General features: G+C 66.2%; 16 protein-coding genes and 2 rRNA genes. 6 read left to right on the plus strand and 12 right to left on the minus strand.

All coding sequences use genetic code 11. The features are described from left to right. Positions 1 to 46: 46 nt before the first annotated feature. The 5 genes from BIZ42_RS09125 to glyQ all read right to left on the minus strand — a co-directional run bounded on the left by BIZ42_RS09125 (position 47) and on the right by glyQ (position 11203). On the minus strand, positions 47 to 2194 hold the full coding sequence (locus tag BIZ42_RS09125) for a S46 family peptidase (protein WP_070426243.1): 2148 nt from the start codon (positions 2192 to 2194) through the stop codon (positions 47 to 49). Positions 2195 to 2293: 99 nt separating this feature from the next. Continuing rightward, positions 2294 to 6139, minus strand: coding sequence for a translocation/assembly module TamB domain-containing protein (locus tag BIZ42_RS09130; protein WP_070426244.1), 3846 nt, complete (start codon positions 6137 to 6139; stop codon positions 2294 to 2296). After that, positions 6136 to 7920 (minus strand): autotransporter assembly complex family protein, encoded by a 1785-nt coding sequence (locus BIZ42_RS09135; protein WP_172838077.1) that lies wholly within the window; start codon positions 7918 to 7920, stop codon positions 6136 to 6138. The genes BIZ42_RS09130 and BIZ42_RS09135 overlap by 4 nt, the downstream gene beginning before the upstream one ends. 278 nt (positions 7921 to 8198) lie before the next feature. Next, positions 8199 to 10295: a glycine--tRNA ligase subunit beta gene (gene glyS, locus BIZ42_RS09140; protein WP_070426245.1), complete on the minus strand. Its 2097-nt coding sequence runs from the start codon at positions 10293 to 10295 to the stop codon at positions 8199 to 8201. Continuing rightward, entirely contained in the window at positions 10292 to 11203 is a 912-nt protein-coding gene (gene glyQ / locus BIZ42_RS09145) for a glycine--tRNA ligase subunit alpha (RefSeq protein WP_070426246.1), read from the minus strand. The genes glyS and glyQ overlap by 4 nt, the downstream gene beginning before the upstream one ends. Positions 11204 to 11285: 82 nt before the next feature. On the opposite strand from glyQ, the gene BIZ42_RS09150 reads away from it, so the two are divergent. From BIZ42_RS09150 to BIZ42_RS09160, 3 genes are all read left to right on the plus strand, one after another. After that, a complete protein-coding gene (locus BIZ42_RS09150) occupies positions 11286 to 13124 on the plus strand; it encodes a GspE/PulE family protein (protein WP_070426247.1) in 1839 nt (612 codons plus the stop codon). Continuing rightward, entirely contained in the window at positions 13096 to 13815 is a 720-nt protein-coding gene (locus BIZ42_RS09155) for a glutamine amidotransferase (protein ID WP_070426248.1), read from the plus strand. Before BIZ42_RS09150 ends, BIZ42_RS09155 begins: the two co-directional genes overlap by 29 nt. A 136-nt stretch (positions 13816 to 13951) precedes the next feature. Next, entirely contained in the window at positions 13952 to 14851 is a 900-nt protein-coding gene (locus BIZ42_RS09160; protein WP_070426249.1) for a BPSS1780 family membrane protein, read from the plus strand. A 43-nt stretch (positions 14852 to 14894) separates the two neighbouring features. Here the strand turns inward: BIZ42_RS09160 and tatC are convergent, their stop codons facing one another. From tatC to BIZ42_RS09180, 4 genes are all read right to left on the minus strand, one after another. Beyond that, positions 14895 to 15644 (minus strand): twin-arginine translocase subunit TatC, encoded by a 750-nt coding sequence (gene tatC, locus BIZ42_RS09165; protein WP_019185588.1) that lies wholly within the window; start codon positions 15642 to 15644, stop codon positions 14895 to 14897. Continuing rightward, positions 15641 to 16180 (minus strand): Sec-independent protein translocase protein TatB, encoded by a 540-nt coding sequence (tatB, locus tag BIZ42_RS09170; protein ID WP_070426250.1) that lies wholly within the window; start codon positions 16178 to 16180, stop codon positions 15641 to 15643. The genes tatC and tatB overlap by 4 nt, the downstream gene beginning before the upstream one ends. A 15-nt stretch (positions 16181 to 16195) precedes the next feature. Next, on the minus strand, positions 16196 to 16423 hold the full coding sequence (tatA, locus tag BIZ42_RS09175; RefSeq protein WP_070426251.1) for a Sec-independent protein translocase subunit TatA: 228 nt from the start codon (positions 16421 to 16423) through the stop codon (positions 16196 to 16198). Positions 16424 to 16498: 75 nt separating this feature from the next. After that, positions 16499 to 17395, minus strand: a complete 897-nt coding sequence (locus BIZ42_RS09180; RefSeq protein WP_019185585.1) for a YSC84-related protein — start codon at positions 17393 to 17395, stop codon at positions 16499 to 16501. Between the two features lie 187 nt (positions 17396 to 17582). Here BIZ42_RS09180 and hemH point away from each other — a divergent pair, with 187 nt between their 5' ends. The 3 genes from hemH (at position 17583) to BIZ42_RS09195 (ending at position 21485) form a co-directional block, all read left to right on the plus strand. Next, complete coding sequence (hemH, locus tag BIZ42_RS09185) at positions 17583 to 18545, plus strand: ferrochelatase (RefSeq protein ID WP_046272957.1); 963 nt, start codon at positions 17583 to 17585, stop codon at positions 18543 to 18545. Next, positions 18542 to 19390 (plus strand): alpha/beta hydrolase, encoded by an 849-nt coding sequence (locus BIZ42_RS09190; RefSeq protein WP_070426252.1) that lies wholly within the window; start codon positions 18542 to 18544, stop codon positions 19388 to 19390. Before hemH ends, BIZ42_RS09190 begins: the two co-directional genes overlap by 4 nt. 358 nt (positions 19391 to 19748) lie before the next feature. Continuing rightward, positions 19749 to 21485 (plus strand): methyl-accepting chemotaxis protein, encoded by a 1737-nt coding sequence (locus BIZ42_RS09195; protein WP_070426253.1) that lies wholly within the window; start codon positions 19749 to 19751, stop codon positions 21483 to 21485. A gap of 304 nt (positions 21486 to 21789) precedes the next feature. Here the strand turns inward: BIZ42_RS09195 and BIZ42_RS19525 are convergent, their stop codons facing one another. The 3 genes from BIZ42_RS19525 to BIZ42_RS09205 all read right to left on the minus strand — a co-directional run bounded on the left by BIZ42_RS19525 (position 21790) and on the right by BIZ42_RS09205 (position 25434). Continuing rightward, positions 21790 to 22152 (minus strand): hypothetical protein, encoded by a 363-nt coding sequence (locus BIZ42_RS19525; RefSeq protein ID WP_156785712.1) that lies wholly within the window; start codon positions 22150 to 22152, stop codon positions 21790 to 21792. 164 nt (positions 22153 to 22316) lie between these two features. Next, positions 22317 to 22431, minus strand: a 5S ribosomal RNA gene (rrf, locus tag BIZ42_RS09200). 124 nt (positions 22432 to 22555) lie between these two features. Continuing rightward, positions 22556 to 25434 (minus strand): 23S ribosomal RNA (locus BIZ42_RS09205). Positions 25435 to 25649 lie beyond the last annotated feature (215 nt).

Genomic DNA, 25649 nt, shown 5'->3' on the forward strand with positions numbered 1-25649 from the left:
AGGCCACGACCGTTGGTCGTGGCGCCACAGGGCCGGCCGGCGTCGCTTACTCGGCGGGGACGCCCATTTCCTTCAACAGCTCCGGCGCCGGGTAGACCTTGGCCAGCAGCCAGCGCAGGTAGCGCATGTCCACGTGCACCGCGCGCTTGAAGCGCGGGTCGAACCACCAGCTGGCGCTGACCGACTCCCAGTTGCTGTCGAAGTTGAGGCCGATCAGCTCGCCCTTGGCATTGAGCACCGGCGAGCCGGAGTTGCCGCCGGTGGTGTCCAGATTGGTCAGGAAGTTGACCGTCTGGGTCTTGAGCACCGGGTCGGCGGTGGAGCCGAAATCGCCCTTGGCGATCGCGGCCAGCAGCGGCTTGGGCGCATCGAACGGGTAGGCGTTGGTGTTCTTCTCCACGATTCCGGCCACGGTGGTCACCGGGTCGAAATGCACGGCATCGCGCGGCGAGAGCGCCTCGACCTTGCCGTAGCTGATGCGCAGCGTACGGTTGGCGTCGGAGTACACCGCGCGGCCCTGCTTGGCCCGCCAGGCGAACAGCGCCTGCATGTAGGCCGGGCGCAGGCGCAGCTGCTCGCCTTCGCGGGTCTTGCGTTCGTCATCCAGGCGCAGCTGCGCGGCCACCAGCGGGCCGGCCAGGTCGATCAGCGGATCGCGCGCCAGCGCCTTGCCCTCCTTGGCCGCGGCAAAGCGCGACAGGCGCTCGGCTTCGTCGCCCAGGCGGGTGCTGGCGTACAGCGTATCCAGGGTCTTGGCCAGCGCAGCCGGGGTCCGGCCGAAGGCAGCGTCGAACTCGGGCACGCGCTGCGCGTCGGGCAGCTGCTGGTAACGGGTCAGCAGCGTGGTCAGCAGGGCTTTTTCGATGGCCGGATCGTAGCGGCGCTGGACCTGCTTGAGCACGCCTTCGATCAGCGCCAGATCGCGCTGCTGGTAGCCGCTGTCGCGCTCGGCGTCGGGCTTGGCCGATTCGATGCGCAGGCGCTCCAGGGTCAGTGCCGAGCGCAGCAGCTGGCTCTGCGCCGCCATCAGGTCGAGCAGCAGATCGCGCTCCCCCACCGAGGCACCGCTGGACAGCGAGGTCAGCAGCGACTGGATGTCGTCCTGGTAGCGCGCATCCGTGGCCTGCAGCATCGCCGCTTCATCCGCGGCGCGCTGGGCCTTGGCATCGCTGCGCAGCAGCCCTTCCAGCTCGCCAGCGGCACGCTTGCGGTTGTTCTTCAGCGACTGCAGCTGCGAGGCGTACCGGGTACGCGCCTGCGCGTCCTTGGCACTTGCCGACTCGATGGTGTCGATCATCTGCTGGAACACCGACACGCGGCGCGGCAACACCGCATCGATCTGGCTGGCGAATTCGGCGGCGGTGCGATGGCGGTAGGTGATGCCCGGGTAACCGGCCAACATCGCGTAATCGCCGGTCTTCGGGCCGTCGACCGCCATCTTCAGGTGCGCCGGCGGGTGGTAGGGCACGTTGTCCACGCTGTACGGCGCAGGCTTGCCGTCCTTGCCGACGTAGGCACGCAGCAGGGTGAAGTCGCCGGTGTGGCGCGGCCACATGAAGTTGTCGATCTCATCGCCGTAGTTGCCGATCGCGCGCGGCGGCGCGTAGACCAGGCGCACATCGCTCAGCTCGAGCTGGCGGATGCGGTAGAAATCGGTGCCGTAGTACATGTCCGCCACGCTGCAGCGGATGTTGCCTTCCTTCTCGCACTCGGCCACCAGCTGCTTGCTGGCGCGGTCGACGGCATCGAAGTACGCCCGCCCGGTCTTGCCGCGCGCATCGCGCAGCACCTCATCGGTGACCTTGTCGAACCCGACCGTGACCAGCACGCGGAAATCCGGATTGGCCGCGCGCTCGTCGCTGCGGCCCTTGGCGATAAAACCGTCGTTGATCAGGTTGTGGTCGGGCGAGGTGTTGTACTGGATCACACCCATGGCCACGTGGTGGTTGGTCAGCAGCAGGCCGTCGTCGGAGACGAATGAACCGGTGCCGCCCCCGGCCCGCACCACCGCGCTCAGCGGGGGCGCCGTAACGTTGGCCAGGTCGCCCGGGTTGCCCTTGAAGCCGGCTGCCTTCAGCGGTTTGGCCAGGTCCGGCAGCTGGGTCGGCATCCACATGCCTTCATCGGCATGGGCGCCGGCGGCGAGGGTCAGGCCAAGCGCCAGCGCGGCGGTGAGGGGTTTGCGTGAAGACATGGGCACTTCCGGTACGTCAGAACAGCCCGAGACCTTAGCCACTGAGGCCCGGCAGGGCAACGGCCGATGGTCAGGGGCACCTGAACCACCGGCCGCGGCTTACTTCTCCCGCCGCCAGTTCAGCGACCCGCGGTTCTCCACCGTGCTCGATTCCAGCTCCACATCGAAGCCACGCCGCAGCAGGTACTTCAGCGTCAGTACCGAACCACTGCCGACCAGCGAGACGCCGTAGCCGATGTAGAGCTTGGGCGAGATGTACTTGCCGAAGCCGATGACCGAGCCGCCCAGCGCGCGCGACTGGCTCACGCCGGCATCGTCCAGGCCGAGCTTGGCCCCCAGCTGGGAAGCGAGCAGGCCACTGCCGGCCGACAGCGCCGCCGAGGCCGCGTTGACCTGCTGGGCCTGGTCGCTGCTGGCACCGGTGAGGCTGCGACCCAGCACCAGGTAGGCCAGTGCTTCGGACTGCGACATGGCCGGGTCCGACCACACGTCCACGCGCGGCGACTGCGCCCGCCCGGTCACATCGATACCGGCGGTGATGTCGCCGACGGTGCGCTGGGCACGGATGTTGATGCGCGGATCGGAGACCGCGTTGTAGTTCCAGTTCAAGTTGCCGCGGGTGATGGTCAGATCCTGGCCGTAGGCCTTGTAGCGGCCACTGACTTCGAGCCCGCCGTTGGCAGTCATCTCGCGTCCGGGGCGCGCCCACACCTGCATCTTGCCGGTCAGCGCGCCCTTCAACCCGAATCCGGCCATCTTGACCTGGTCGCCCAGGCTGACGGTCAGGTCCATGTCCAGCGGCGAACTGGGGCCCTCTTCCGGATCGACCGGGTCCAGCACCACCACGTCTTCAGAGACCGAGGTACCGCGATCCAGGCGCTCCAGGTCCAGGTCTGCTTCGGGCACATGCACCGTGCCGCGCAGCTGCATCGCGCTGCCGGCCAGGGTGAAGTCCAGGTTGGGGTTGGCCACCACGCGCAGTTCGCTGGTATTGGCCAGCAGCACGTTCTCGCCGTGGATATGCAGCTGCAGCGGCTGCGCGTCACCGAACCAGGACAGCCCGCCATCGACGTACAGCGTGCCCTTGCCGGAGTTGGCCTGGGCGGTGATCTTGGCCGAGCCGTCCGGCTGTGCGGTGAAGCTGCCCTTGCCCTCGGCGAAGGTCAGGCCCAGCGCGGGGAACTCGCCATTGAACTTGCTCAGCGTCGCCTCCCCACCCAGCGAGGGCGTGCCACGGGTACCGCGCAGGCTGACGTGGCCTTCGATCAGCCCGGTCGGGCGCACGATATCCGGGGAGAAGAGTTCGAGCCAGTACAGCCGCGCGATGTTCATGTAGAGCTCGCCGGTCAGCGGTGCGTTGGCATCCCAGCCGGTCTGCACCTTGGCATCGACGAAGCCATCGCCCTGGAAGCCGACACCGAGCTTGGCGTTGATCTGCTGCGGGGTCATCTCCAGATTCACCGAGAACTGGTCGTAGCGCACCAGTTCGCCACGGGCGTTGTCGCCCAGGCGCACGCCGCCTTCGCGCGAGGTGACCGAAGCGCTGCCTTCCCACGCGTTGCCGCGCGGGCGGATGCGCCCGTCCAGATTCACTTCACCGCGCAGGAAGATGCGGCGGCCGGACTGCGGCGGCAGCCAGGGCTGCACCAGCGCCAGCGGCAATGCATCGCCACGTACGAGCAGGCCTTCGCGCGGCCAGTTCGCGCTGGCGCACAGCGCACCACCGGTGGCCGCCCCCAGGCAGGCATCGCTCAGGGTGACGTTGCTGCCCTGCACGCTGAAGGTGGCCGGCGCACGCAGGCTCCACGCATCGCCCTTCATCGGTGCGATGCGCAGCGCGGTCAGGTCACCGCGCCAGGCCTGGCCCTGCTGGCGCACACCGCCCTGCAGCGCGACGGCACCAAGTTCGTTTTTCGTCTGCGCATCCACGCGCAGGTTGGACAGGCTGCCGCGCGCATCCACGTTGAGCGTGTCCAGCAGCATGCCCACCTGCAGCTTGCTGCCCTGCACCGCCAGCGTGCCGCTGTCGCCCTGCCATGGCAGGCGGCCCTTGATGCTGATCGCCTCGGCGCTCCAGTCGTCCCAGCGCAGGCCACTACCGACCAGATCGGCGGTGATATCCGGTGCGGTGCGAGCGCCCTTGATCAGCACGTGGCCGCGCAGGCTGCCGGTGCTGTTGGGCAACAGGTCCGCCAGCTGCACCGGTTCCAGCTGTGCATCGATATCCAGGCGGTCACCGACCGAGCCCTTGGCGGTCAGGCGGCTGTTGCCCAGCGCGAGCCTGAGGTTGCCCTCGCCCTGCTCGCCGCGCAGGGCGAACCTGCCCTGTGCATCCAGCGCGCGCTTGCGCAGCGTGCCCTTGATGCCAGGTACATCGACGGTGGCTTCGTAGCTGCCGGCGGTACCGGCCGGACTGCCCGCGGGCGGCGGCAACTGGCGGCCCTTCGATGCGAACGAACCGGACAGCTTGCCGTCCCAGCCCGGCGCGAAGTAACCCGGATCGAAGCCGGCCAGTTTGGCGGCGACGTCCCAATCCAGCTGCGGTGCCCAGGCGACCTGGCCGGTGACATCCAGCGAGCCGCCCGGCGTGCTGGCCTGCAGCTGCTTGATCACGGCGGCCTGGTCGTTGCCGCGCACGTCGAACGTCAGGTCGGCGACCTGCTTCTCGCGCTCAACCGAGGCACGGCCAACCGCCGCCCAGGCCTTCAGCGTGCCGGCCAGGCCCATGCGCGCTTCCTTGAGCGTCACCGGCACCGGCGCAGCGGCGCCCGGGGTGGTGGTGTCGGCGGCGGGCACGAAGGTCAGGTCGTTGGCGACGACGGAGAACCGCAGGCTCGCGTTTTCCTTGTCGGTGAAATCGGCGATGCCTTCCAGCCTCGCCTGGCCACCGAAGCCCTTCACCTGCAGCGGCGCCACGGTCAGCACCTGGTCGGCCAGGCCGACCTTGGAGGGCGCCAGTTCCACCGCGATGTCGCCCTGCTTGAAGCTGCCCTGCAGATTGGCCTGGCCGCCCTTGCCGTCGGCCTGCACATCCAGCGCCATCGGCGTGCTGGTACTCGCGTCCATCCCCGGCACCAGCAGTGCCAGGTCGAGTTCCTTGCTGCGTGCGGTGAGTTTCCAGACCGGATCGGTGCGGCCATCAAAGACCAGGCTGGCCTGCAGCGGCGCCGGTGCGTTGCCGGCGATCGCCACTTCCATGTGCCCCAGGTCGCCGCGTGCGACCAGCCCCAGCCGCGCCGGGGTACGCCCGCGCGGGGCCGGCATCAGCGCGCCGATGGTGATGTCGGTGTCGTAATCGCTGCGTGGCAGGTAACGGCCGTCCACGCGGAAATCGCCCATGTCGCTGTCGACCTTGAGCTGGGTCGCGCGGAATTCGCCATTGGCGATCTCCACGCCACCGCGCACCTTGGCGATGTCGATCAGCGGCTGCTGCGCCTGGGTGATGCGGAAGCCATCGATGATGATCGTGTCGGCCTGGATCGCCAGGGGCATTTCGATCTGCGGCAGCGAGTCCGGCCAGGAGGGCAGCTCGAACGGCTCATCGCTCTTGGCCAGGTTCAGCGTCGCGTTCTTGATCTGCAGGGCATCGAGCTGCAGCTTGCGCCCCAGCAGCGGGCGGATGTCCGGATCCAGATAGGCGCGCTCGGCGGTGAAATGGATATCGTCGTAGCGGAAGTCCAGATCGTGCAGCACCAGCGGCCCGGCGACGGGACCATCCACCTTGCTCCACGTCAGCGACGCGCCGACCGGCAAGCGCGCGACCACCTGCGCCAGCAGCACATCGCGGCCGGCCACGGTCTGCAGCAGCCAGTACACCAGCAGCAGCGCGAGCAGCACCAGGCCGAGCACGGTGAAGCCGGACCACGCCCAGAAGCGGCGTCTGCGGTAGAAACGCACGCGCGGCGGCGGCGGGGTGGCGGGTGCGGAAGGCGTCGGCGTGCTCACAGGTCCGCTCCGATGTTCAGGTACAGCTGGAACTGCGAATCCGGGTTGTTCAGGCCGTGCGCGATATCCACGCGCACCGGGCCCACCGGCGATTTCCAGCGCACGCCGAAGCCCACGCCGGTGTGCAGGTCGATGGTGTTGTCGAACGCGCTGCCGGTATCGACGAACACCGCCGCGCCCCACGGCCCGCCCTTGAAGTAATGCTCATACTCGGCCGAGCCGACCACCAGGTTCTTCGCGCCGAGCGCGTACTTGTCCGGCGGTGCGGTGCGCGGGCCGACTTCGCGGAAGGCATAGCCGCGGATGCTGCGGTCGCCACCGGCGAAGAAGCGCAGGCTCGGCGGCATCGCCACCAGGTCGCTGGTCCAGGTGGTGCCACCTTCACCGCGCAGGATCAGGCGGTCGGTGTCGCCGATCGGCACATACCAGCGCAGCACCATGTTGGCCTGCACGAAGCTGGTGTCCGAGCCGGCGCCTTCGATGCCGCCGCGCAGCGTCGCACTGCCACTCAGGCCGCGACGCGGGAACATTTCATCGTCAACGTTGACGTAGTCGGCCACCAGCTGCGGGTAGACCAGCGTGGAGGTGTTGTAGACCGCATCGGTGAACTCGGTGCCCGAAGCGTAACGCCAGCGCTCGCGCAGGGCGTTGATCGAGGCGATCGCGGTCCAGTACTCGTTGATCTCGCCACTGCGGCTGGCCGACAGCTTGAAGTTGCGCAGGTCGATGTAGTCGGTCTGCTCGTCATACGCGCTGGCGGTGAACGCATACCAGCCATCGAGCCAGTTGAAGGCCGGAATGCGGTAGCTGGTGACCAGGCTCTTACGCTTCTGCGCATAGTCGAGCTGGGTATTCATCTTGTGCCCGCGGCTGTTGAGGAAGCGCCGCTCCAGGCCGCCGCGCACACCGGCGCCACTCTCGCTGCCGTAGCTCAGGCCGGCCGTGTAGATCGTGCGCTTGGCGCGGGTGAGGTTGACGTCCACCGGCACATCGCCGTTCTCATCGGCCTGGTCCGGGCGCGGCTGGATGTCGATCACGCTGAAGTAATCCAGCTTGGTCAGTGATTCGCGCAGGCGGTCCAGCTTGCCTTCGTGGAAGTAGCTGCCTTCGTCCCAATACACCAGCGGGTCGAACAGCTTGTCGACGAAGTAATCCTGGTGGAAGCGGATTTCGCCCATGTTGTAACGGCGGCCGCTGTCCCAGGTGAGATCGACGTCGGCCGCGTTCTCGGCACGGGTGATCTGGACCTGGCGCTGGGTGAAGTCGGCATCGAAGTAACCACGTTCGGCCAGGCGCCGGGTCACCCGGATCTTGCTGGCTTCGTACTCGGTGTGTTCGAAGCGCTGGCCCTTGCGCGGCTTGAAGTTCTCCAGGTCTTCCTGGAGGTACTGGTCCAGCTGGGCCGGGCCGGTGATGTCGATGTGCTCGCGACGGACCACAGTCGGCGGGCCCTTGTCGACCTGGATCACCACGCGCAGGTTCTCGCCTTCGCGGGGGCTTTCCACCGTGATGGTCGGGTTGTAGTAGCCGAACGGTTCCAGCGCCTCGCGGGTCTGGCGCTCGGCCTGGGACAACAGGTACTCCAGCCGCGACTCGCCCTGGACCTTGCCGATGGTGTCGTACAGGGACAGCGAGACCTCGATGTTCTCGATCATCTCGGCGTCGTCGCCCTTGTCCAATCCTTTGATGTCCACTTTCTCGATGGTCCCCCGTGCATGTGCCACCGAGACGGTGGCAAAGGACAGGAACATCAGCGGAAGGGCGAATTTCGTTGGCTGCATGGCGACAGCATAACGGGCCATCGCGAGCATGCGAAATCGGCGTGGCTGTTTCAGAACGGCGGTGAAGAAGCCGTTAAATTCCGCGAGAAAGTCGCTGCGGACGCATCGGCCCTGAGCGATGCCGACACGGTGTCGGACAGAACCGTCCGCGACGGCTCATGACGTTCCCGGCGCGAATGGTGCGCATTGCGACGGCCACCCCTTGGAAACGCAGAAGGCGCGAACCGCCGAAGCCGTCGCGCCTTCTGGTGAGCCTCGGGGCGTCCTGCCCCGCAGCGTCAGTTGGACAGGTGTTCGATCGCCGCCACGCTGCCCAGGCGGTCGCCCAGGCGCTTGAGCAGGGCCAGGCGATTGGCCCGCAGCGCCGGGTCCTCGGCATTGACCATCACCGCATCGAAGAACGCATCCACCTGCGGGCGCAGGCGCGCCAACCGGTTCAACACGCTCACGTAGTCCTTCTGGTGCAGGCTGGCGTTGCTGTCATCGATGGCCGCTTCCACCGCTTCGGCCAGTTCGCTCTCGGCCGGCTCGGCCAGCAGCGCCGGGTCAATCATGCCCGGGATCGCGCCCTCGGCCTTGCGCAGGATGTTGCGGATGCGCTTGTTGGCCGCGGCCAGTGCTTCCGCTTCCGGCAGCGCGGCAAAGGTGCCGATGGCATCGATGCGGCGGTCGAAGTCGTACAGCGAGACCGGCTTCAGCTCGGCGACCGCGTTGAAGTGCGTGGCCGGCACGCCCTTGTCGGCGTAATAGCCGCGCAGACGATCGATCACGAAGTCGTACAGCTCCTGCGGCAGCGCCTCGGTCTTGCGCTCGGCACTGGGCTGCACGCCCGCCGGCAGACCGGCGATGGCGGTGGCGACCAGCGCGCGCAGATCCAGATCAAACCCGCTCTCGATCACCGTGCGGGCCAGGCCCAGCGCATTGCGGCGCAGCGCGAACGGATCCTTGTTGCCGGTCGGCTTCAGGCCTGCGGCAAAGCCACCGGCCAGCGTGTCCAGGCGCTCGGCGATGGCCAGCACCTTGCCCAGCGGCGAGAGTGCGATGTCATCGCCACCGAAGCGCGGCTGGTAGGCCTCGTCGATGGCCAGCGCCACCTCCGGCGACTCGCCGCCGACCACGGCGTAATGCCGGCCGGCGATGCCCTGCAGTTCCGGGAACTCGTTGACCATGCGCGACTGCAGGTCGTTCTTGGCCAGCAGTGCCGCGCGCTTGGCCAGCACCGGGTCCACGCCGACCTGCGGCGCGATGGCCTCGGCCAGTGCGGCCACGCGGGCGACCTTGTCGGCCACCGAGCCCAGCTTGGCCTGGTAGGTGACGGTCTTCAGGCCGTCGCCCATGGCGTCCAGGCCCTGCTTCAGATCTTCGTCGAAGAAGAACTTGGCATCGGAGAAACGCGGACGGATCACGCGCTCGTAGCCCTTGGCCACTTCGGCCACGTCCTTGGATTCGATGTTGGCGATGCCGATGAACTTCTCGGTCAGCGTGCCGCCGGCATCGAGCACCGGGAAGAACTTCTGGTTGATCTCCATCGTCTCGATCAGCGCTTCCTGCGGGACCGCCAGGAACTCGCGCTCGAAACTGCACAGCACCGGCGCCGGCCACTCGACCAGGTTGACCACCTGCTCCAGGTTGTCCGGGGTGATGCGCGCCTGGCCGCCGGCCTGCGCGGCCGCCGCGTTGACCTGTTCGACGATGCGCGCGCGGCGCGCGTCGGCATCGACCAGCACGTAGGCGGCCTGCAGCGAGGCGACGTAGTCCTCCGGCGCGCTCAGCCGCACGGTCTTGTCGTGCATGAAGCGATGGCCGCGGCTCATGCGGTCGGCCTTCAGGCCCAGCACCTCGGCCTCGATGATGTCCGGGCCGTGCAGCAGCACCAGCCAATGCACCGGGCGCGCGAAGCCGTAGGTGTGGCTCCCCCAGCGCATGGGCTTGGGAATCGGCATCGCCGCGATCGCCTCGCGCAGGATCTCCGGCAGCAGGGTCGCGGTGCGCGCGCCCGGCGTGGTGGAGCGGTGCACGAAGCGCTCGCCCTTGGCATCGGTGGTGCGCTCCAGCGCGGTCCAGTCGATCCCGGCCTTGGCGGCGAAGCCCTGCAGCGCCTTGGTCGGCTGACCCTCGGCATCCAGCGCGATGTTCAGGTACGGGCCCAGCACTTCGCTGTGCTGTTCCGGCTGCTCAACGGCCACGCCGGGCAGCAGCACGGCCAGGCGGCGCGGGGTCGACAGCGGCTTGGCATCGCCACGTTCGATGGCCACGCCACGCTTGGTCAGGCCGTCGACGATGCCATCGAAGAAGGCCTGGGCCAGGCCCGGCAGCGCCTTGACCGGCAGTTCTTCGGTACCCAGTTCAATCAGCAGCGGCTGCATCGTGCTCATGCCTGCACCTCCTTGGCGGCGACGGCTTCCAGGCGCTTGGCCTCGTACAGCCTGGCCACGGCCTGGGCCAGCGCGCGCACGCGCAGGATGTAGCGCTGGCGTTCGGTCACGCTGATCGCGCGGCGCGCATCCAGCAGGTTGAAGGCATGGCTGGCCTTGCAGACCTGCTCATAGGCCGGCAGCGGCAGGCCGACATCGACCAGCTTCTGCGCCTCTTTTTCGCAGGCATCGAAGCGATGGAACATTTCATCCACGTCGGCGTATTCGAAGTTGTAGGTGCTCTGCTCGATCTCGTTCTGCAGGTACACATCGCCGTAGGTGACCGGGGTGCCGTCCGGACCGTAGGTCCAGATCAGGTCATAGACGTTGTCGCAGTTCTGCAGGTACATGCACAGGCGCTCCAGACCGTAGGTGATCTCGCCGAGCACCGGCTTGCATTCCAGGCCACCGGCCTGCTGGAAATAGGTGAACTGGGTGACTTCCATCCCGTTCAACCACACTTCCCAGCCCAGGCCCCAGGCACCGAGGGTCGGCGATTCCCAGTTGTCCTCGACGAAGCGCAGGTCGTGCACCAGCGGGTCGATACCCAGCGCCTTGAGCGAATCCAGATACAACTGCTGGATGTTGTCCGGGCTCGGCTTCATCGCCACCTGGTACTGGTAGTAGCGCTGCAGGCGGTTGGGGTTCTCACCGTAGCGGCCGTCGGTCGGGCGGCGCGAGGGCTGCACGTACGCGGCGTTCCAGCTTTCCGGACCGATCGAGCGCAGGAAGGTGGCCGGGTGGAACGTACCGGCACCGACCTCCAGGTCCAGCGGCTGGATCAGCACGCAGCCCTGCTGCGCCCAATACTGGTTGAGGGTCTGGATCAGGCCCTGGAAAGTGATCGGAACGCTCTTCGTGACGGACATGCGGCGGATTCTTGCCTGCAGGAGGGGTGCGCTAGTATAGCGACCGACCGCACGGGCCTTCCGTGCCTTGGGGAATTGGAGGATGGATCCACGCCTGCCCGCGGCCAGTGCCCGTGTTCCTGCGCCGGCCGTGCCCCTGCCGCACGGCCGCCTGGACTTCGACCAGGTCGCCGCAGCACTGGTCGCCGATGGCCTGGTTGCCCCTGCCGATCTGGAGCGGATCCGCTTCTCCTCCCCGGGCGCACGCAATGCCAGCGAGGTCCATCCACTGGTTCTGCTGGCCAACCTGAAGCTGGGCGCCAGCGGCGGCGGTGAACTCGGCCTGGAGCGCCTCAGCGAATGGCTGGCCCAGCGCGCGGGCGTGCGCTACCTGCGGGTGGACCCGACCCGGGTCGACGTCTCGGCGGTCACCGCCCTGGTCTCCCATGCCTATGCGCGCCGCCACCGCTTCCTGCCGCTGGCCGTGGACAGCGAGCGCGTGCTGGTCGCCACCAGCGAGCCGCTGGCCCAGGAGTGGCTGCGCGACCTGCAGCACCTGAGCCGCCGCCGGATCGAGCTGGCGATGGTCAACCCGCTCGACCTGCACCGCTACACCATGGAGTTCTACGGGGTCACGCGCTCGGTGCGCGGCGCCCGCGGCGATGTCCGGGGCGAGGCCAGCAGCACCCTGCCCAGCTTCGAGCAGCTGGTCGAGCTGGGCCGCGCCGGCGATGTCAACGCCGACGACCAGCACATCGTGCACATCGTGGATTGGCTGCTGCAGTACGCCTATGAGCAGCGCGCCTCGGACATCCACCTGGAGCCGCGCCGCGACATGGGCCGCATGCGCTTCCGCATCGATGGGGTGCTGCACAAGGTGTTCGAGGTGCCGCCGGCGGTGATGACCGCCGTGGTCAGCCGCATCAAGGTGCTGGGCCGGATGGACCTGGCCGAGCGTCGCCGCCCGCAGGATGGCCGCATCAAGACCCGTTCGCCGGGCGGGCGCGAAGTGGAGATGCGCCTGTCGACCATGCCCACCGCGTTCGGCGAAAAGTGCGTGATGCGCATCTTCGACCCGGATGCGGCGTTCAAGAGCATCGACCAGCTGGGTTTCAGCCCGCAGGAAGCGGCTGGCTGGAGCGCCCTGGTCGAGCGCCCGCACGGCATCGTGCTGGTCACCGGGCCGACCGGCTCGGGCAAGACCACCACTCTGTATTCCACGCTGAAGCGGCTGGCCACACCGGACGTGAATGTCTGCACGGTGGAAGACCCGATCGAAATGATCGCGCCGGAATTCAACCAGATGCAGGTGCAGACCAACATCGATCTGGACTTCGCCAGCGGCGTGCGCACCCTGCTGCGGCAGGACCCGGACATCATCATGATCGGCGAGATCCGCGACCTGGAGACCGCGCAGATGGCGGTGCAGGCCTCGCTGACCGGCCACCTGGTGCTGTCCACCCTGCACACCAACGATGCGCCCTCGGCGATCACCCGCCTGCTGGACCTGGGGGTGCCGCACTACCTGCTCGCCTCCACCCTCAACGGGGTATTGGCCCAGCGTCTGGTGCGCACCCTGTGCACCCACTGCAAGGTGCCCGCGGTGCTCTCGGCCGAGCAATGGGCGGTGTTGGCTGATGCCGATGCGGCATTACCTGAGGCACCCACGCCATATGCACCGGTCGGCTGCATCGACTGCCGGCGCACCGGTTTCCTCGGCCGCGTGGGCCTGTATGAGTTGCTGCCATTGGGTTCCAGCCTGCGCCGGCACATCCGCGCGGACATGGATCTGGCCGCCTTCAACCGTGCCGCACGTGCTGAAGGGGTACGAACCCTGCGCCGCGCAGGGCTTGAAAAGGTAGCGGCAGGGCTGACTACAATCGAGGAAGTCCTCTCGGTCCTGCCTCCCCCGGATGAATTCCGCCCCGTTCCTGATTCTTGAAACCGGCCAACCCGTCGCCTCGCTGCGCCGCTACGGGCGGTTTTCGCACTGGATCCGGGTCGCGGCCGGGCTCGGCGCCGACGAGACCGTGGTGGTCGATGTCGAGCACGGCGGCACCCTGCCCAGCCACCGCGATTTCGCCGGCGTGATCGTCAGCGGCTCGGCCGCCTATGTCACCGACCGCGCCGACTGGAGCGAGCGCAGCGCGCAATGGCTGCGCGATGCCGCCCACGACGACCGCCCGGTGTTCGGCATCTGCTACGGCCACCAGCTGCTGGCCCACGCGCTGGGCGGCGAAGTCGCCTACAACCCGGCAGGCCGCGAATCGGGCACGATCGAGCTGGCGCTGGATCCGTCAGCGATCGACGATCCGCTGTTCAGTGGCCTGCCCGCGCGCTTCCCGGCGCACGCCACCCACCTGCAGACGGTCCTGCGCGCCCCCGAGGGCGCGGCGATCCTGGCGCGCTCGGCGCAGGACAACTGCCACGCCTTCCGCTGGGGCGCGCATGCCTGGGGCGTGCAGTTCCACCCCGAGTTCGCCACCCACCACATGCGCGGCTATGTCCGCGCCCGCGCCGAGTGCATCCGCCAGCACGGCGGCTGCGCGCGCCGCGTCGCCCGCGAGGTCAGCGCCGCGCCGCTGGCCCGCCAGCTGCTGCGCCGTTTCGTCCGCCAGGCGCGCAACGCCTGAGGCCAGCACCGGCAAGGCACCGGGCGCAACGCAGCGTCCGCGCCGCGCTGGGCGGCCTTCAGGTCACGCGCCGGGAAAACAGGGATAATCGACCGCAATCGGGCGTTCGCGCCTCCTCCCCTGTCCCCGGAATGTTATGAGCGAGATTCGCAAGCTGCCGGCCTCCGCCGGCGCGGAATGGCTGGTGTCGGGTTTCACCCTGCTGCGCAAGGCGCCGCTGGCGCTGGGCCTGCTCGGCGTGATCTGGGCCGTGGCCGCGTTGCTGGTGATGTCGCTGGCGATGGTGAGCCCGGCGCTGAGCACACTGGCGCAGCTGTTGATGGCGCTGGCCGGCCCGTTGTTCTTCGGTGGCCTGGTCTGGGCCGTGCGCGAAGTGGACCAGGGGCGCGTTGCACAGCCTGCGCACCTGCTGCAGGGGCTGCATGAAGGCCGCGCCCTGAACCTGCTCGCCTCGCTGCTGCCGCAGCTGGTGGCCGGCCTGTTCCTGGGCGTGCTGCTGCTGGTGCTGATCGGTAGCAGCGGCCTGCAGCACCTCAGCGAGGTGATGGTCCAGCTCAACACGATCAGCCAGTCCGGCGCGCAGCCGGACCCGGCGCAGATCGAAGAGTTGATGGCGAGCCTGCCGGCGATGCGCATCCTGCTGTGGCTGGCGCTGGTGGTGGTCACCTTCCTGGCCATGGCGCTGGCGCTGTTCACCCTGCCGCCGCAGGTGATGTTCGAGCACCGCAACGGCCTGCAGGCGATGCGCCTGAGCCTGCGCGCCTGCCTGCACAACGTGCTGGCGATGGTGGTGTTCTTCCTGCTCGCCTTCGTGGCGGTGTTTGCGATCTACTTCGGCGTGATGCTGGTGGCCCTGATCGCGCAGCTGATCGGCGGCACCATGCTCGCCCTGTTCGTCGCGCAGCTGCTGCTGATGGGGGTGGTGATGCCGGTGTTCGCCGGTGCCATCTACACCGCGTGGAAGCAGATGTTCGGCCAGCAGGGTCCGCAGACCCCGCCGCCGATGCCCGGCCCGAACAACGTTTTCGCGGCCTGATCAAAACAAAACCCCGGCCAAGGCCGGGGTTTTTGTTTGTGCCTCACTCCGGCTGTGCTTTCCCACCGGGGCGTGGCACCAGCCAGCGTGCCGCATGGATGCCCAGTTCGTAGAGCAGGCACATCGGAATGGCCAGCATCAGCTGCGAGACCACGTCCGGCGGCGTCAGCACCGCGGCCAGCACGAAGATGCCGACGATCGCGTAGCCGCGGCCTTCCTTGAACTGCTGCGGCGTGATCCAGCCCAGCAGCACCAGGATCACCATCGCCACCGGCAGCTCGAAACTGGTGCCGAAGGCGAAGAAGATCGCCAGCACGAAATCCAGGTAAGCCGTTGCGTCCGGAGTGATGGCGATCACCTCCGGGCGGAACGTGGTCAGGAAGTGGAACACCGCCGGCAGCACCAGGAAGTACGCGAACGCGCAGCCCAGATAGAACAGCAGGACCGACGAGGCCAGCAACGGCACGGCCAGGCGTTTTTCGCGGGCATACAGGCCCGGTGCCACGAACGACCACAGCTGGAACAGCAGCCACGGCACGGCGATGAACACCGCCACGAAGAAGGTCAGCTTCAACGGCGCGAAGAAGGCACCCGCAGGATTGGTCGCGATCATCGTCTGCCCGTTCGGCAGCTGCGAGATCAGCGGTTCGGCGACCATCGTGTAGATCTGCCGCGAGAACGGCATCAGCCCCAGCAGCACCACGCCCAGGCCGATCAACGCGCGCACCAGGCGCGCACGCAGTTCAATCAGGTGTTCGACCAGCGAGCTCTCGCTGCTTTCATGCTCGCTCATCGCGGTGCCTCGTCGTTGGGCGGCGTGGGCGTGGGCGCAGGCGCCGCGGTATCCGTCGATGGCGGCAGCGGTGCCGACACGTCCGCACGGGGCGCACTGCCATCGATCCCGGGCGGAGCCATCGCATCGCGCGGCGGCTCGACCTCATCGGTCGCCACCGCATGCTGGGCCACGCTGGCCGGAGAACCCGGCGCCGGGCCGGTCATCACCGGCGCGTCGTCCGCGGCGGCAACACCCTCGCCGTGACGCGCCACGTCCTGGCGCATCTGCTCAGCCTCGCGGCGCACCGCTTCGCCGCTGGCGCGCAGCTGCGACTCGGTATCGCGTACCGAAGACTTCACATCATCGAACTGGCGCTTGATCTCTTCGGCATGCAGCTCGCGCTCAAGCTCCTGCTTCACCGAATCCCACTGGTTGCGGGCACGGCGCACCCACAACCCGGCGAAGCGGGCCGCCTTGGGCAGCCGCTCGGGGCCGAGCACGACCAGGGCCACCACCGCGATGACCAGCAGTTCACTGAAACCGATATCGAACACGCCAAGCCGCCCGGATCAGCGCGGGTCGCGGTCGTGCTCGGTCTGCGACGTCGTCGTCGAGTCCTGCGGACGCGAGCTGTCGCTGAGCTGCGCGTTCGGCTTGTCCTCGTCGCGCATGCCCTTCTTGAATTCCTTGACGGCGCTGCCAAGGTCCTTGGCGCCGCTGGTCAGTTTCTTGGTGCCGAACACCAGCAGAACGATGACCAGCACGACCAACCAATGCCAGATGCTGAAAGTGCCCATGAGCCGCTCGCGTTACGTAGTGATCAGACGGTTGAGCATAGCGCACCGGCGGTAAGCCGGCGCGCGTGACGAAAGTCAGTTGCCGTCCAGCGATTCGGTACGGACTTCACCGTCACCGACCGGCTGGAAGCCCTGCTGCGGGGCCGGCTGTGCCGGCACGGACTGCAGCGGGGCGGTGGTCGCGCCGGCAGCGGCCGGGGCCGGTGCCTGTTCAGGTCGAACCGGCACGGTGGCCGCGCGCGGCGCCGGGGCGGGGGCCGGGGCACTGCCTGCGGTCCCGCGCTTCTCGCGGGCGGTGTAGGTGGCTTCTTCCAGGCGATCGCGGAAGGCGACCACGTCCACCGACGGCGGCTCGCCGACGCGGCCTTCGAACACCATGCGCGGCGTGGTGTTGCTGCCGTAGGCATCCAGATTGGCGGCATCGTCGATCTGCAGCACGGCGCCATCCAGCGCCACACCGGCGAACAGCCCGCGGGCGCGCGACCAGGACCAGATTTCGGCCTTCAACTGGCCATCGGTGGCGGCCGCGGCGTTGCGGCCGACAGGACCGGCTGCGACACCGGCATCGGCGCCCAGGGTGAATTTGCCGTTGACGAGATTGTCCAGGCTGCGGTCATTGCGGAACACCAGCACCACGTCGGAGGACTGCACACCGGCCTGGAAGCCGATGCTACCGCCGGTGAGCTTCACGAACACCGGGTTGGACCAGCTGCCGTCGGGCGTCTTGACCGACATCAGGCCGTGGCCGCGGCGGCCACCGATCACCAGGCCGGCTTTGATGGTGTCAGGGATGACGACGACCGCGCGACCTTCGTCGAGCAGCTTGTCGGGGATTCCCTGCTCGGGGATGCCCTGGATTTCATTCAGGACGCGCACGGCATTGCGGGCGCGCTGGTCCTCCTGTGGCCCGGCCATGGCCTGGGTCGACAGCAGGCTGGCGGTGATCAGCAGTACAAGGCTGAGGCGGCGCATGGGTGGGCTCCAGAAAGTCGATTCATACAAGATAGCGGCACGTTCGACCGGGGTCGATACGCTTCTGGACGTTAGAAGCCCGGCGATGAATCGGCAATGAGTATTCCGGGCTATCGATATGCCTGCTGGATCGTGTTCATCATCCAAATCCATCCCGCCAATCGCGCAGACCTGCGAGAATGGCGACATGCTCGACGCACCCGACACCGCCGTGCTGGCGGTCAATCTAGGCACGCCCGAGACGCCAACCGCCCCGGCGGTGCGTCGCTACCTGGCTGAGTTCCTCAGCGATCCGCGCGTGGTCGCGATTCCGCCACTGTTCTGGAAACCCTTGCTGTACGGGCTGATCCTGCCATTGCGCAGTGGTCGATCGGCCGCCAAGTACGCCCAGGTCTGGCTGCCGGACGGCTCCCCGCTGATGGTCTACACCCGCCGGCTGGCCGAGGCCATGCAGAGCCTCATGCCGGACCTGCGGGTGCGTCATGCGATGCGCTACGGCGCGCCGGCGCTGCCGGCCGAGCTGGATCGGCTGGCCGCCGAGGGCATCAAGCGGATCGTGGTGCTGCCGCTGTATCCCCAGTATTCGACCACCACCACCGCCTCCATCGAGGACCAGGTGCGCCAGTGGCAGCCGGCACATCCCGGCGTCACCGTGACCCTGGTGCGCGATTACGCGGTCGATCCGGACTGGGTCGCCGCCGTCGCCGGCAGCATCCGCCAGTGGTGGGAGCACCACGGTCGCGGCGAGAAGCTGGTGTTCTCTTTCCATGGCATCCCGCAGCGCCTGGCCGATGCCGGCGATCCGTATCCGCAACGCTGCGAGGCCAGTGCCCGGGCGATCGCGCAGGCCCTGGAGCTGACCGACGATGCCTGGCAGTTGACCTACCAGTCGCGGTTCGGCCGCGAGAAGTGGCTGCAGCCCTATGCCGAGCCCACCCTGTGGGCAATGGCAGACAGCGGCGTGCGCAGCATGGACGTGGTCTGCCCGGGCTTTGCCACGGACTGCCTGGAAACGCTGGAGGAAGTGGCGATGGGCTTTACCGAAACCGTGGCCCAGCGCGGCGCGACCATGCGCTACATCCCCTGCCTCAACGATGCGCAGGCGCATGCACTGGCGCTGTCGCGACTGAGCATCGCGGCGCTGGCATGACCCTGCAGCCGTTCTCCCTGGCGGTTGCCGGCAGCACCGTGGCCGGCCTGCGGTCGCCTGTGAGCGGTGGCCTGCGTGTGCTGGCGCTGCACGGCTGGCTCGACAACGCGGCCAGCTTCGTGCCGTTGGCCGCGCAGCTGCCCGGGCTCGAGCTGGTGGCGATCGATCTGCCCGGGCACGGCCACAGCGCGCATCTGCCGCCCGGCACGCAATACAACACACCCGGTGCGATCTGCCATGTCCTTGAAGTCGCCGATGCGCTGGGCTGGGATCGCTTCGTGCTGCTCGGCCATTCGATGGGCGCGGGCATCGCCAGCCTCACCGCGGCAGCCGCACCGGAGCGCGTGGAGCGCCTGATCGCGATCGAGGCGCTCGGCGGCCTGCGCGGTCCGGAGAATGAGACAGCACAGCGTCTTCGCGAACACGTGCGCGCCGCGCGTGCACTGTCCACCCGCAGGCTGCGTGTGTTTCCCGATCTGGCTGCGCCGATCCGCGCCCGCATGATGGCCAACCAGCTCAGCGAGCCGTGCGCGCGCCTGCTGGTCGAACGTGGCGTCAAACCGGTCGAGGGCGGGTACAGCTGGTGCAGCGATCAACGCCTGATGCTGCCCACCGCAATGCGCCTGAGTGAGGCGCAGATCGACGACCTGCTCGCCGCGATCGAGTGCCCGACCCAGGTGATCTACGCCACGCCGGCGCAGCCGTATTACCCCGAGCCGCTGCGCAGCCAGCGCATCGGGCTGCTGCGCGAAGGCCGCCTGGCCGTGTTCCCGGGCACCCATCACCTGCACATGGAGCACCCGCAGGTGGTGGCCGAGGTGATCCAGGGCTTCCTCGCCGGGTAAGCCTGCACGGTGCGACACACGGTCGCACTCAACTTATCCCGGCAGCGACCGATACCGAGGGTGCAGGCGATTTTCTCGACTGCACTGTCGTCGCTTGCTCCGCCGTTGCGAAGCCGCGCATCACCCAGGCTTCCAGGGAACGTCGTCGCAATGCCGGATTGGCCGTGCCATCGCCCACAGGACCGGGCCATGCCGGCGGTGATCGCCACCGCCGACGCGGCGTTCGCTGTGTGCTCCCTACGCGCCTCCCTGCTTCCTTTCGCTGCTGCGCCCACCGGATCGCCGGTGAGGGGTGCGGCACCCGCCTGTGCGCGCGAGCGCCGCAGGATTTCTGCTTTCTGATGATTCTGGAGCCGCCATGTCCGCCCTTCCCGTTGCCTCGACCCGCCCACCCGATCTGCTGCGCACGCACACGTCCCGACCGTTCGCGGACGCGGCCTGTCTGATCACCGCGGGGCTGCTGATCGCCGCGGCCGTGATCGCTGCGGTCTGGCAGCGGCAGCCCTGGGCGCTGCTTCCGGTCGCCATCGCGGGGCTGCTGCTGGGCCTGGTGGCGCTGCGTGTGAGGCAGCAGGGTCATGCCCTGCGGCAGGCAGAGACGCGAGCGCTTTCGCTGGGCACAGAGGCGGCGCGCGCGCAGGCGCGCGACAGCGTCGACCACGCCCACGATGCCCAGGTGCGGCAGGCGCTGGATGTCTCCCGCACGGCGATGATGATTGCCGACAACGACCACGTGATCCGCTACGTCAACCAGTCGGTGGTGACGCTGCTGCGCAACCAGCAGGCCAGTCTGCGCGAGGCCTTCCCCGATTTCGACGCCGAGCGCCTGGTCGGCAGCAGCATCCACCGTTTCCATGCCAACCCGGACCGTATCCGCGGCATCCTCAACACCCTGATGGCCACCCATCATGGCCGCGTGCGGATCGGCCCGGTGCATTTCGCCCAGGTGGTGACGCCGGTGTTCGATGCGCAGGGCCAGCGCCAGGGCTTCGCGGTGGAGTGGCATGACCGTACCCACGAGCTGCTGCTGGAGAACGCCGTGGCCGACATCGTCGAGGCGGCCAGCAAGGGCGACCTCGATCGTCGCCTGCAGGCCACCGACGGCGGCGCCGGCTTCCTCAATGGCCTGACCGGCGGCATCAACCAGTTGCTGGACAGTGTTGGTGGTACGGTCGGCGAGATCCGCCGCATGCTTTCCGCGCTGGCCGACGGCGACCTGGGCCAGCGCATGCGCGGCGACTTCCACGGCTCGTTCCAAGCCATGCAACGCGATGCCAACGCGACCGCCGAACAGTTGACCGCGATGGTCGAGCGGATCAAGCGGTGCACCGGCTCTATCTCGCTGGCCGCCAGCGAGATCGCCAGCGGCAACGATGACCTCTCCGAGCGCACCGAACGCCAGGCCGCACATCTGGAGGAAACCGCCGCCTCGATGGAAGAGCTGACCTCGACCGTCCGCCAGAACGCCGAGCATGCGCGCCAGGCCAGCGCGCTGGCCCACGGCGCACATGACGTCGCCACGCGCGGCAGTCAGGTGGTGGGCCAGGTGGTGACCACCATGGACGCCATCCAGAGCGCCTCCCACCGGATCGGCGACATCACCCGGGTGATCGACGGCATCGCCTTCCAGACCAACATCCTGGCACTCAACGCGGCGGTGGAAGCCGCGCGCGCCGGCGAGCAGGGCCGGGGCTTCGCCGTGGTGGCCAGCGAAGTGCGCAGCCTGGCGCAGCGGTCGGCCGAAGCGGCCAAGGAGATCAAGGGCCTGATCGAGGCCTCCGTGGAGCAGGTCGCGGATGGCGCGCGCCTGGTCCAGGACGCCGGGCAGACCATGGGCGAGATCGTCACCCGCGTCGCCAGTGTCAGCGGCATCATGGCCGAGATCTCTTCTGCGTCGCAGGAGCAGGCGGCCGGCATCGACCAGGTCAACCAGACCGTGGCGCAGATGGACGATGCCACCCAGCAGAACGCGGCGCTGGTCGAGGAAGCCAGTGCTGCGGCGCGGTTGCTGGAAGCGCAGGCTGCCGACCTGACCCAGGCGGTCGCGGTGTTCCGCCATCAGGAACAGGCCTACCGCGCGGCCGCAGTGGCCTGATCGGCGTCAGTTCAGCACGCGCCGCGGCGCGTCCTGCAGTCAGGCGGCGATGCGTTCGACCGCCTGGCTGAAGGCATCGCGATCGTTGCGCTCGGTGACTTCGCCCCATTGCCGCGTCGCCAGTATGTTCTGCTGGCGAACAGCGCCTGCCTGGATACCACCAGGTGCACGCCGGCGGCCCCTGCTTGGCCAGCATCCAGATTCGAACGCCAAGCACTGACCTGCAGGCCGACTCCCGGGCCGAACCGCGCGACCCGCTGACCGATCCCGCCCAGTCGGCAGCCCCAGGCGTGCGCCGTGCAGATCACGACCGACGCTCTGCTGCCACGGTCCTTGCGCACGCAGCGCGTTCGCCTCCGGCACCAGATGCCGCATTACCGCCAGGATCAGCACCCAGGTCTGTTCCATCGCCGGTTCGGGATGGCTTGTCGGTTCCGCACACGACCACGCCTTGCGCCTTCGCGGCGGTGATCGGCGTGCGCATGCGCATCACCCCCGTGTCCCGGCATCCTGCGAGTGCGGTCACCAGCGCATCCCCGGTGTGGGGCGTCGTCGGCGTACGTATCTGCACCGCATCGCCGAGCCGGTACCAATCGGCGGAGGAGATTGCCACGCCCGGGTGGTCGTCGAGAATCACGCAGGTCAGCGGCGTGGAGTTGTCCGTCATCAGCAGCCATGACGGTACGTCTGCATGGCGACGTGCTTTACAGACAGCTGCGCCAGACACCGGCAGGGCGTACCTGGGTTGCCGGAAGGCGGCGGAGCCAGGCGCTGAATCGCGGACAAAAGGAAAACCCCGCTGCGTGAGCAGCGGGGTTTTCGGGGTAAAAACCCTGGCGATGACCTACTCTCGCATGGCTTAGGCCACACTACCATCGGCGCAGCTGCGTTTCACTTCCGAGTTCGGGATGGGATCGGGTGGTTCCACAGCGCTAATTTCACCAGGGAGACAGTTGGAGCGTCGCCATCCTAAGGAACGGATAAGGCGCCTGCCTCTCGTAAGTCTTGTGACGTAGCGTGCACTTGGGATCTATCGACATGTCATGTCGGCCAAGGCAACTTGAGGTTATATGGTCAAGCCACACGGATCATTAGTATCAGTTAGCTCAATACATTGCTGTACTTACACACCTGACCTATCAACCACATAGTCTATATGGTTCCTTCAGGGGGCTTGTGCCCCGGGAGATCTCATCTTGAGGCGCGCTTCCCGCTTAGATGCTTTCAGCGGTTATCGCTTCCGAACATAGCTACCCGGCAATGCCACTGGCGTGACAACCGGAACACCAGAGGTTCGTCCACTCCGGTCCTCTCGTACTAGGAGCAGCCCCTCTCAAATCTCCAACGCCCATGGCAGATAGGGACCGAACTGTCTCACGACGTTCTGAACCCAGCTCGCGTACCACTTTAAATGGCGAACAGCCATACCCTTGGGACCGACTACAGCCCCAGGATGTGATGAGCCGACATCGAGGTGCCAAACACCGCCGTCGATATGAACTCTTGGGCGGTATCAGCCTGTTATCCCCGGAGTACCTTTTATCCGTTGAGCGATGGCCCTTCCATACAGAACCACCGGATCACTAAGTCCTAGTTTCCTACCTGCTTGATCCGTCGATCTTGCAGTCAAGCACGCTTATGCCTTTGCACACAGTGCGCGATGTCCGACCGCGCTGAGCGTACCTTCGAGCTCCTCCGTTACTCTTTAGGAGGAGACCGCCCCAGTCAAACTACCCACCATACACGGTCCCCGATCCAGATTATGGACCTAGGTTAGAACGTCAAGCACGACAGGGTGGTATTTCAAGGATGGCTCCACCACAGCTAGCGCCATGGTTTCATAGCCTCCCACCTATCCTACACAGACGAACTCAACGTTCAGTGTAAAGCTATAGTAAAGGTTCACGGGGTCTTTCCGTCTTGCCACGGGAACGCTGCATCTTCACAGCGATTTCAATTTCACTGAGTCTCGGGTGGAGACAGCGCCGCTGTCGTTACGCCATTCGTGCAGGTCGGAACTTACCCGACAAGGAATTTCGCTACCTTAGGACCGTTATAGTTACGGCCGCCGTTTACTGGGGCTTCGATCAAGAGCTTCGCCTTGCGGCTGACCCCATCAATTAACCTTCCAGCACCGGGCAGGCGTCACACCCTATACGTCCACTTTCGTGTTTGCAGAGTGCTGTGTTTTTGATAAACAGTCGCAGCGGCCTGGTTACTGCGGCCCTCTTCAGCTATAGCTCGCATGAGCCACCAAAAAGGGCGCACCTTCTCCCGAAGTTACGGTGCCATGTTGCCTAGTTCCTTCACCCGAGTTCTCTCAAGCGCCTGAGAATTCTCATCCTACCCACCTGTGTCGGTTTACGGTACGGTCTGCGTAAGCTGAAGCTTAGGAGCTTTTCCTGGAAGCGTGGTATCAGTGACTTCGTCTTAAAGACTCGTCTCGGTGCTCGGTCTTAAAGGATCCCGGATTTGCCAAAGATCCAAACCTACCGCCTTTCCCCCGGACAACCAACGCCGGGTACACCTAACCTTCTCCGTCCCTCCATCGCACTTACGCGAGGTGCAGGAATATTAACCTGCTTCCCATCGACTACGACTTTCGTCCTCGCCTTAGGGGCCGACTCACCCTGCGCCGATTAACGTTGCGCAAGGAAACCTTGGGCTTTCGGCGTGCGGGTTTTTCACCCGCATTATCGTTACTCATGTCAGCATTCGCACTTCCGATACCTCCAGCAGACTTCTCAATCCACCTTCAACGGCTTACGGAACGCTCCTCTACCGCGTACATATAAATATGCACACCCCAAGCTTCGGTTCACTGCTTAGCCCCGTTAAATCTTCCCCGCAGACCGACTCGACCAGTGAGCTATTACGCTTTCTTTAAAGGGTGGCTGCTTCTAAGCCAACCTCCTGGCTGTCTGTGCCTTTCCACATGGTTTTCCACTTAGCAGTGAATTTGGGACCTTAGCTGTGGGTCTGGGTTGTTTCCCTTTTCACGACGGACGTTAGCACCCGCCGTGTGTCTCCCATACAGTCCGTCTCGGTATTCGGAGTTTGCAATGGTTTGGTAAGTCGCGATGACCCCCTAGCCATAACAGTGCTCTACCCCCGAGAGGATACATATGAGGCGCTACCTAAATAGCTTTCGAGGAGAACCAGCTATCTCCGGGTTCGATTAGCTTTTCACTCCTAATCACAGCTCATCCCCGTCTTTTGCAACAGACGTGGGTTCGGGCCTCCAGTACCTGTTACGGCACCTTCACCCTGGCCATGACTAGATCACCCGGTTTCGGGTCTACTGCCCGCGACTATGCGCCCTTATCAGACTCGGTTTCCCTTCGCCTCCCCTATACGGTTAAGCTTGCCACGAACAGTAAGTCGCTGACCCATTATACAAAAGGTACGCAGTCACTCTTTCGAGCTCCTACTGCTTGTACGCACACGGTTTCAGGATCTATTTCACTCCCCTCTCCGGGGTTCTTTTCGCCTTTCCCTCACGGTACTGGTTCACTATCGGTCGGTCAGTAGTATTTAGCCTTGGAGGATGGTCCCCCCATGTTCAGACAGGGTTTCACGTGCCCCGCCCTACTCGTCTTCACTGGAGTGGCCCTTTTAAATACAGGGCTATCACCTTCTATGGCCAGCCGTTCCAGGCTGTTTTTCTAGAACCATTCCAGCTTAAGGGCTAGTCCCCGTTCGCTCGTCGCTACTCAGGGAATCTCGGTTGATTTCTTTTCCTCTGGTTACTTAGATATTTCAGTTCACCAGGTTCGCTTCCAGCAGCTATGTATTCACTGCAGGATACCCGCAAGCGGGTGGGTTTCCCCATTCGGACATTACCGGATCAAAGCTTGTTGCCAGCTCCCCGATACTTTTCGCAGGCTGCCACGTCCTTCATCGCCTCTGACCGCCAAGGCATCCACCGTGTGCGCTTATTCGCTTGACCATATAACCGCAAGTTGCCTTGGGTTATATATATGACCTGGGGGTACAAAGCCCAGATACGAAATATAACGACTCAATTAATAAGAAGACATTCAAGTCTTCCGCCTTAGCCTCACGACACGTCTAAGATAGAATCTCAAAACGCTCGCTACGTCACAAGTTTTAAAAGAACACGTACCAGCCACAATGCTGATCCGTAATAAATTCTTTGTATGC

The organism is Stenotrophomonas sp. LM091 (assembly GCF_001806305.1).
Classification (GTDB): domain Bacteria; phylum Pseudomonadota; class Gammaproteobacteria; order Xanthomonadales; family Xanthomonadaceae; genus Stenotrophomonas; species Stenotrophomonas bentonitica_A.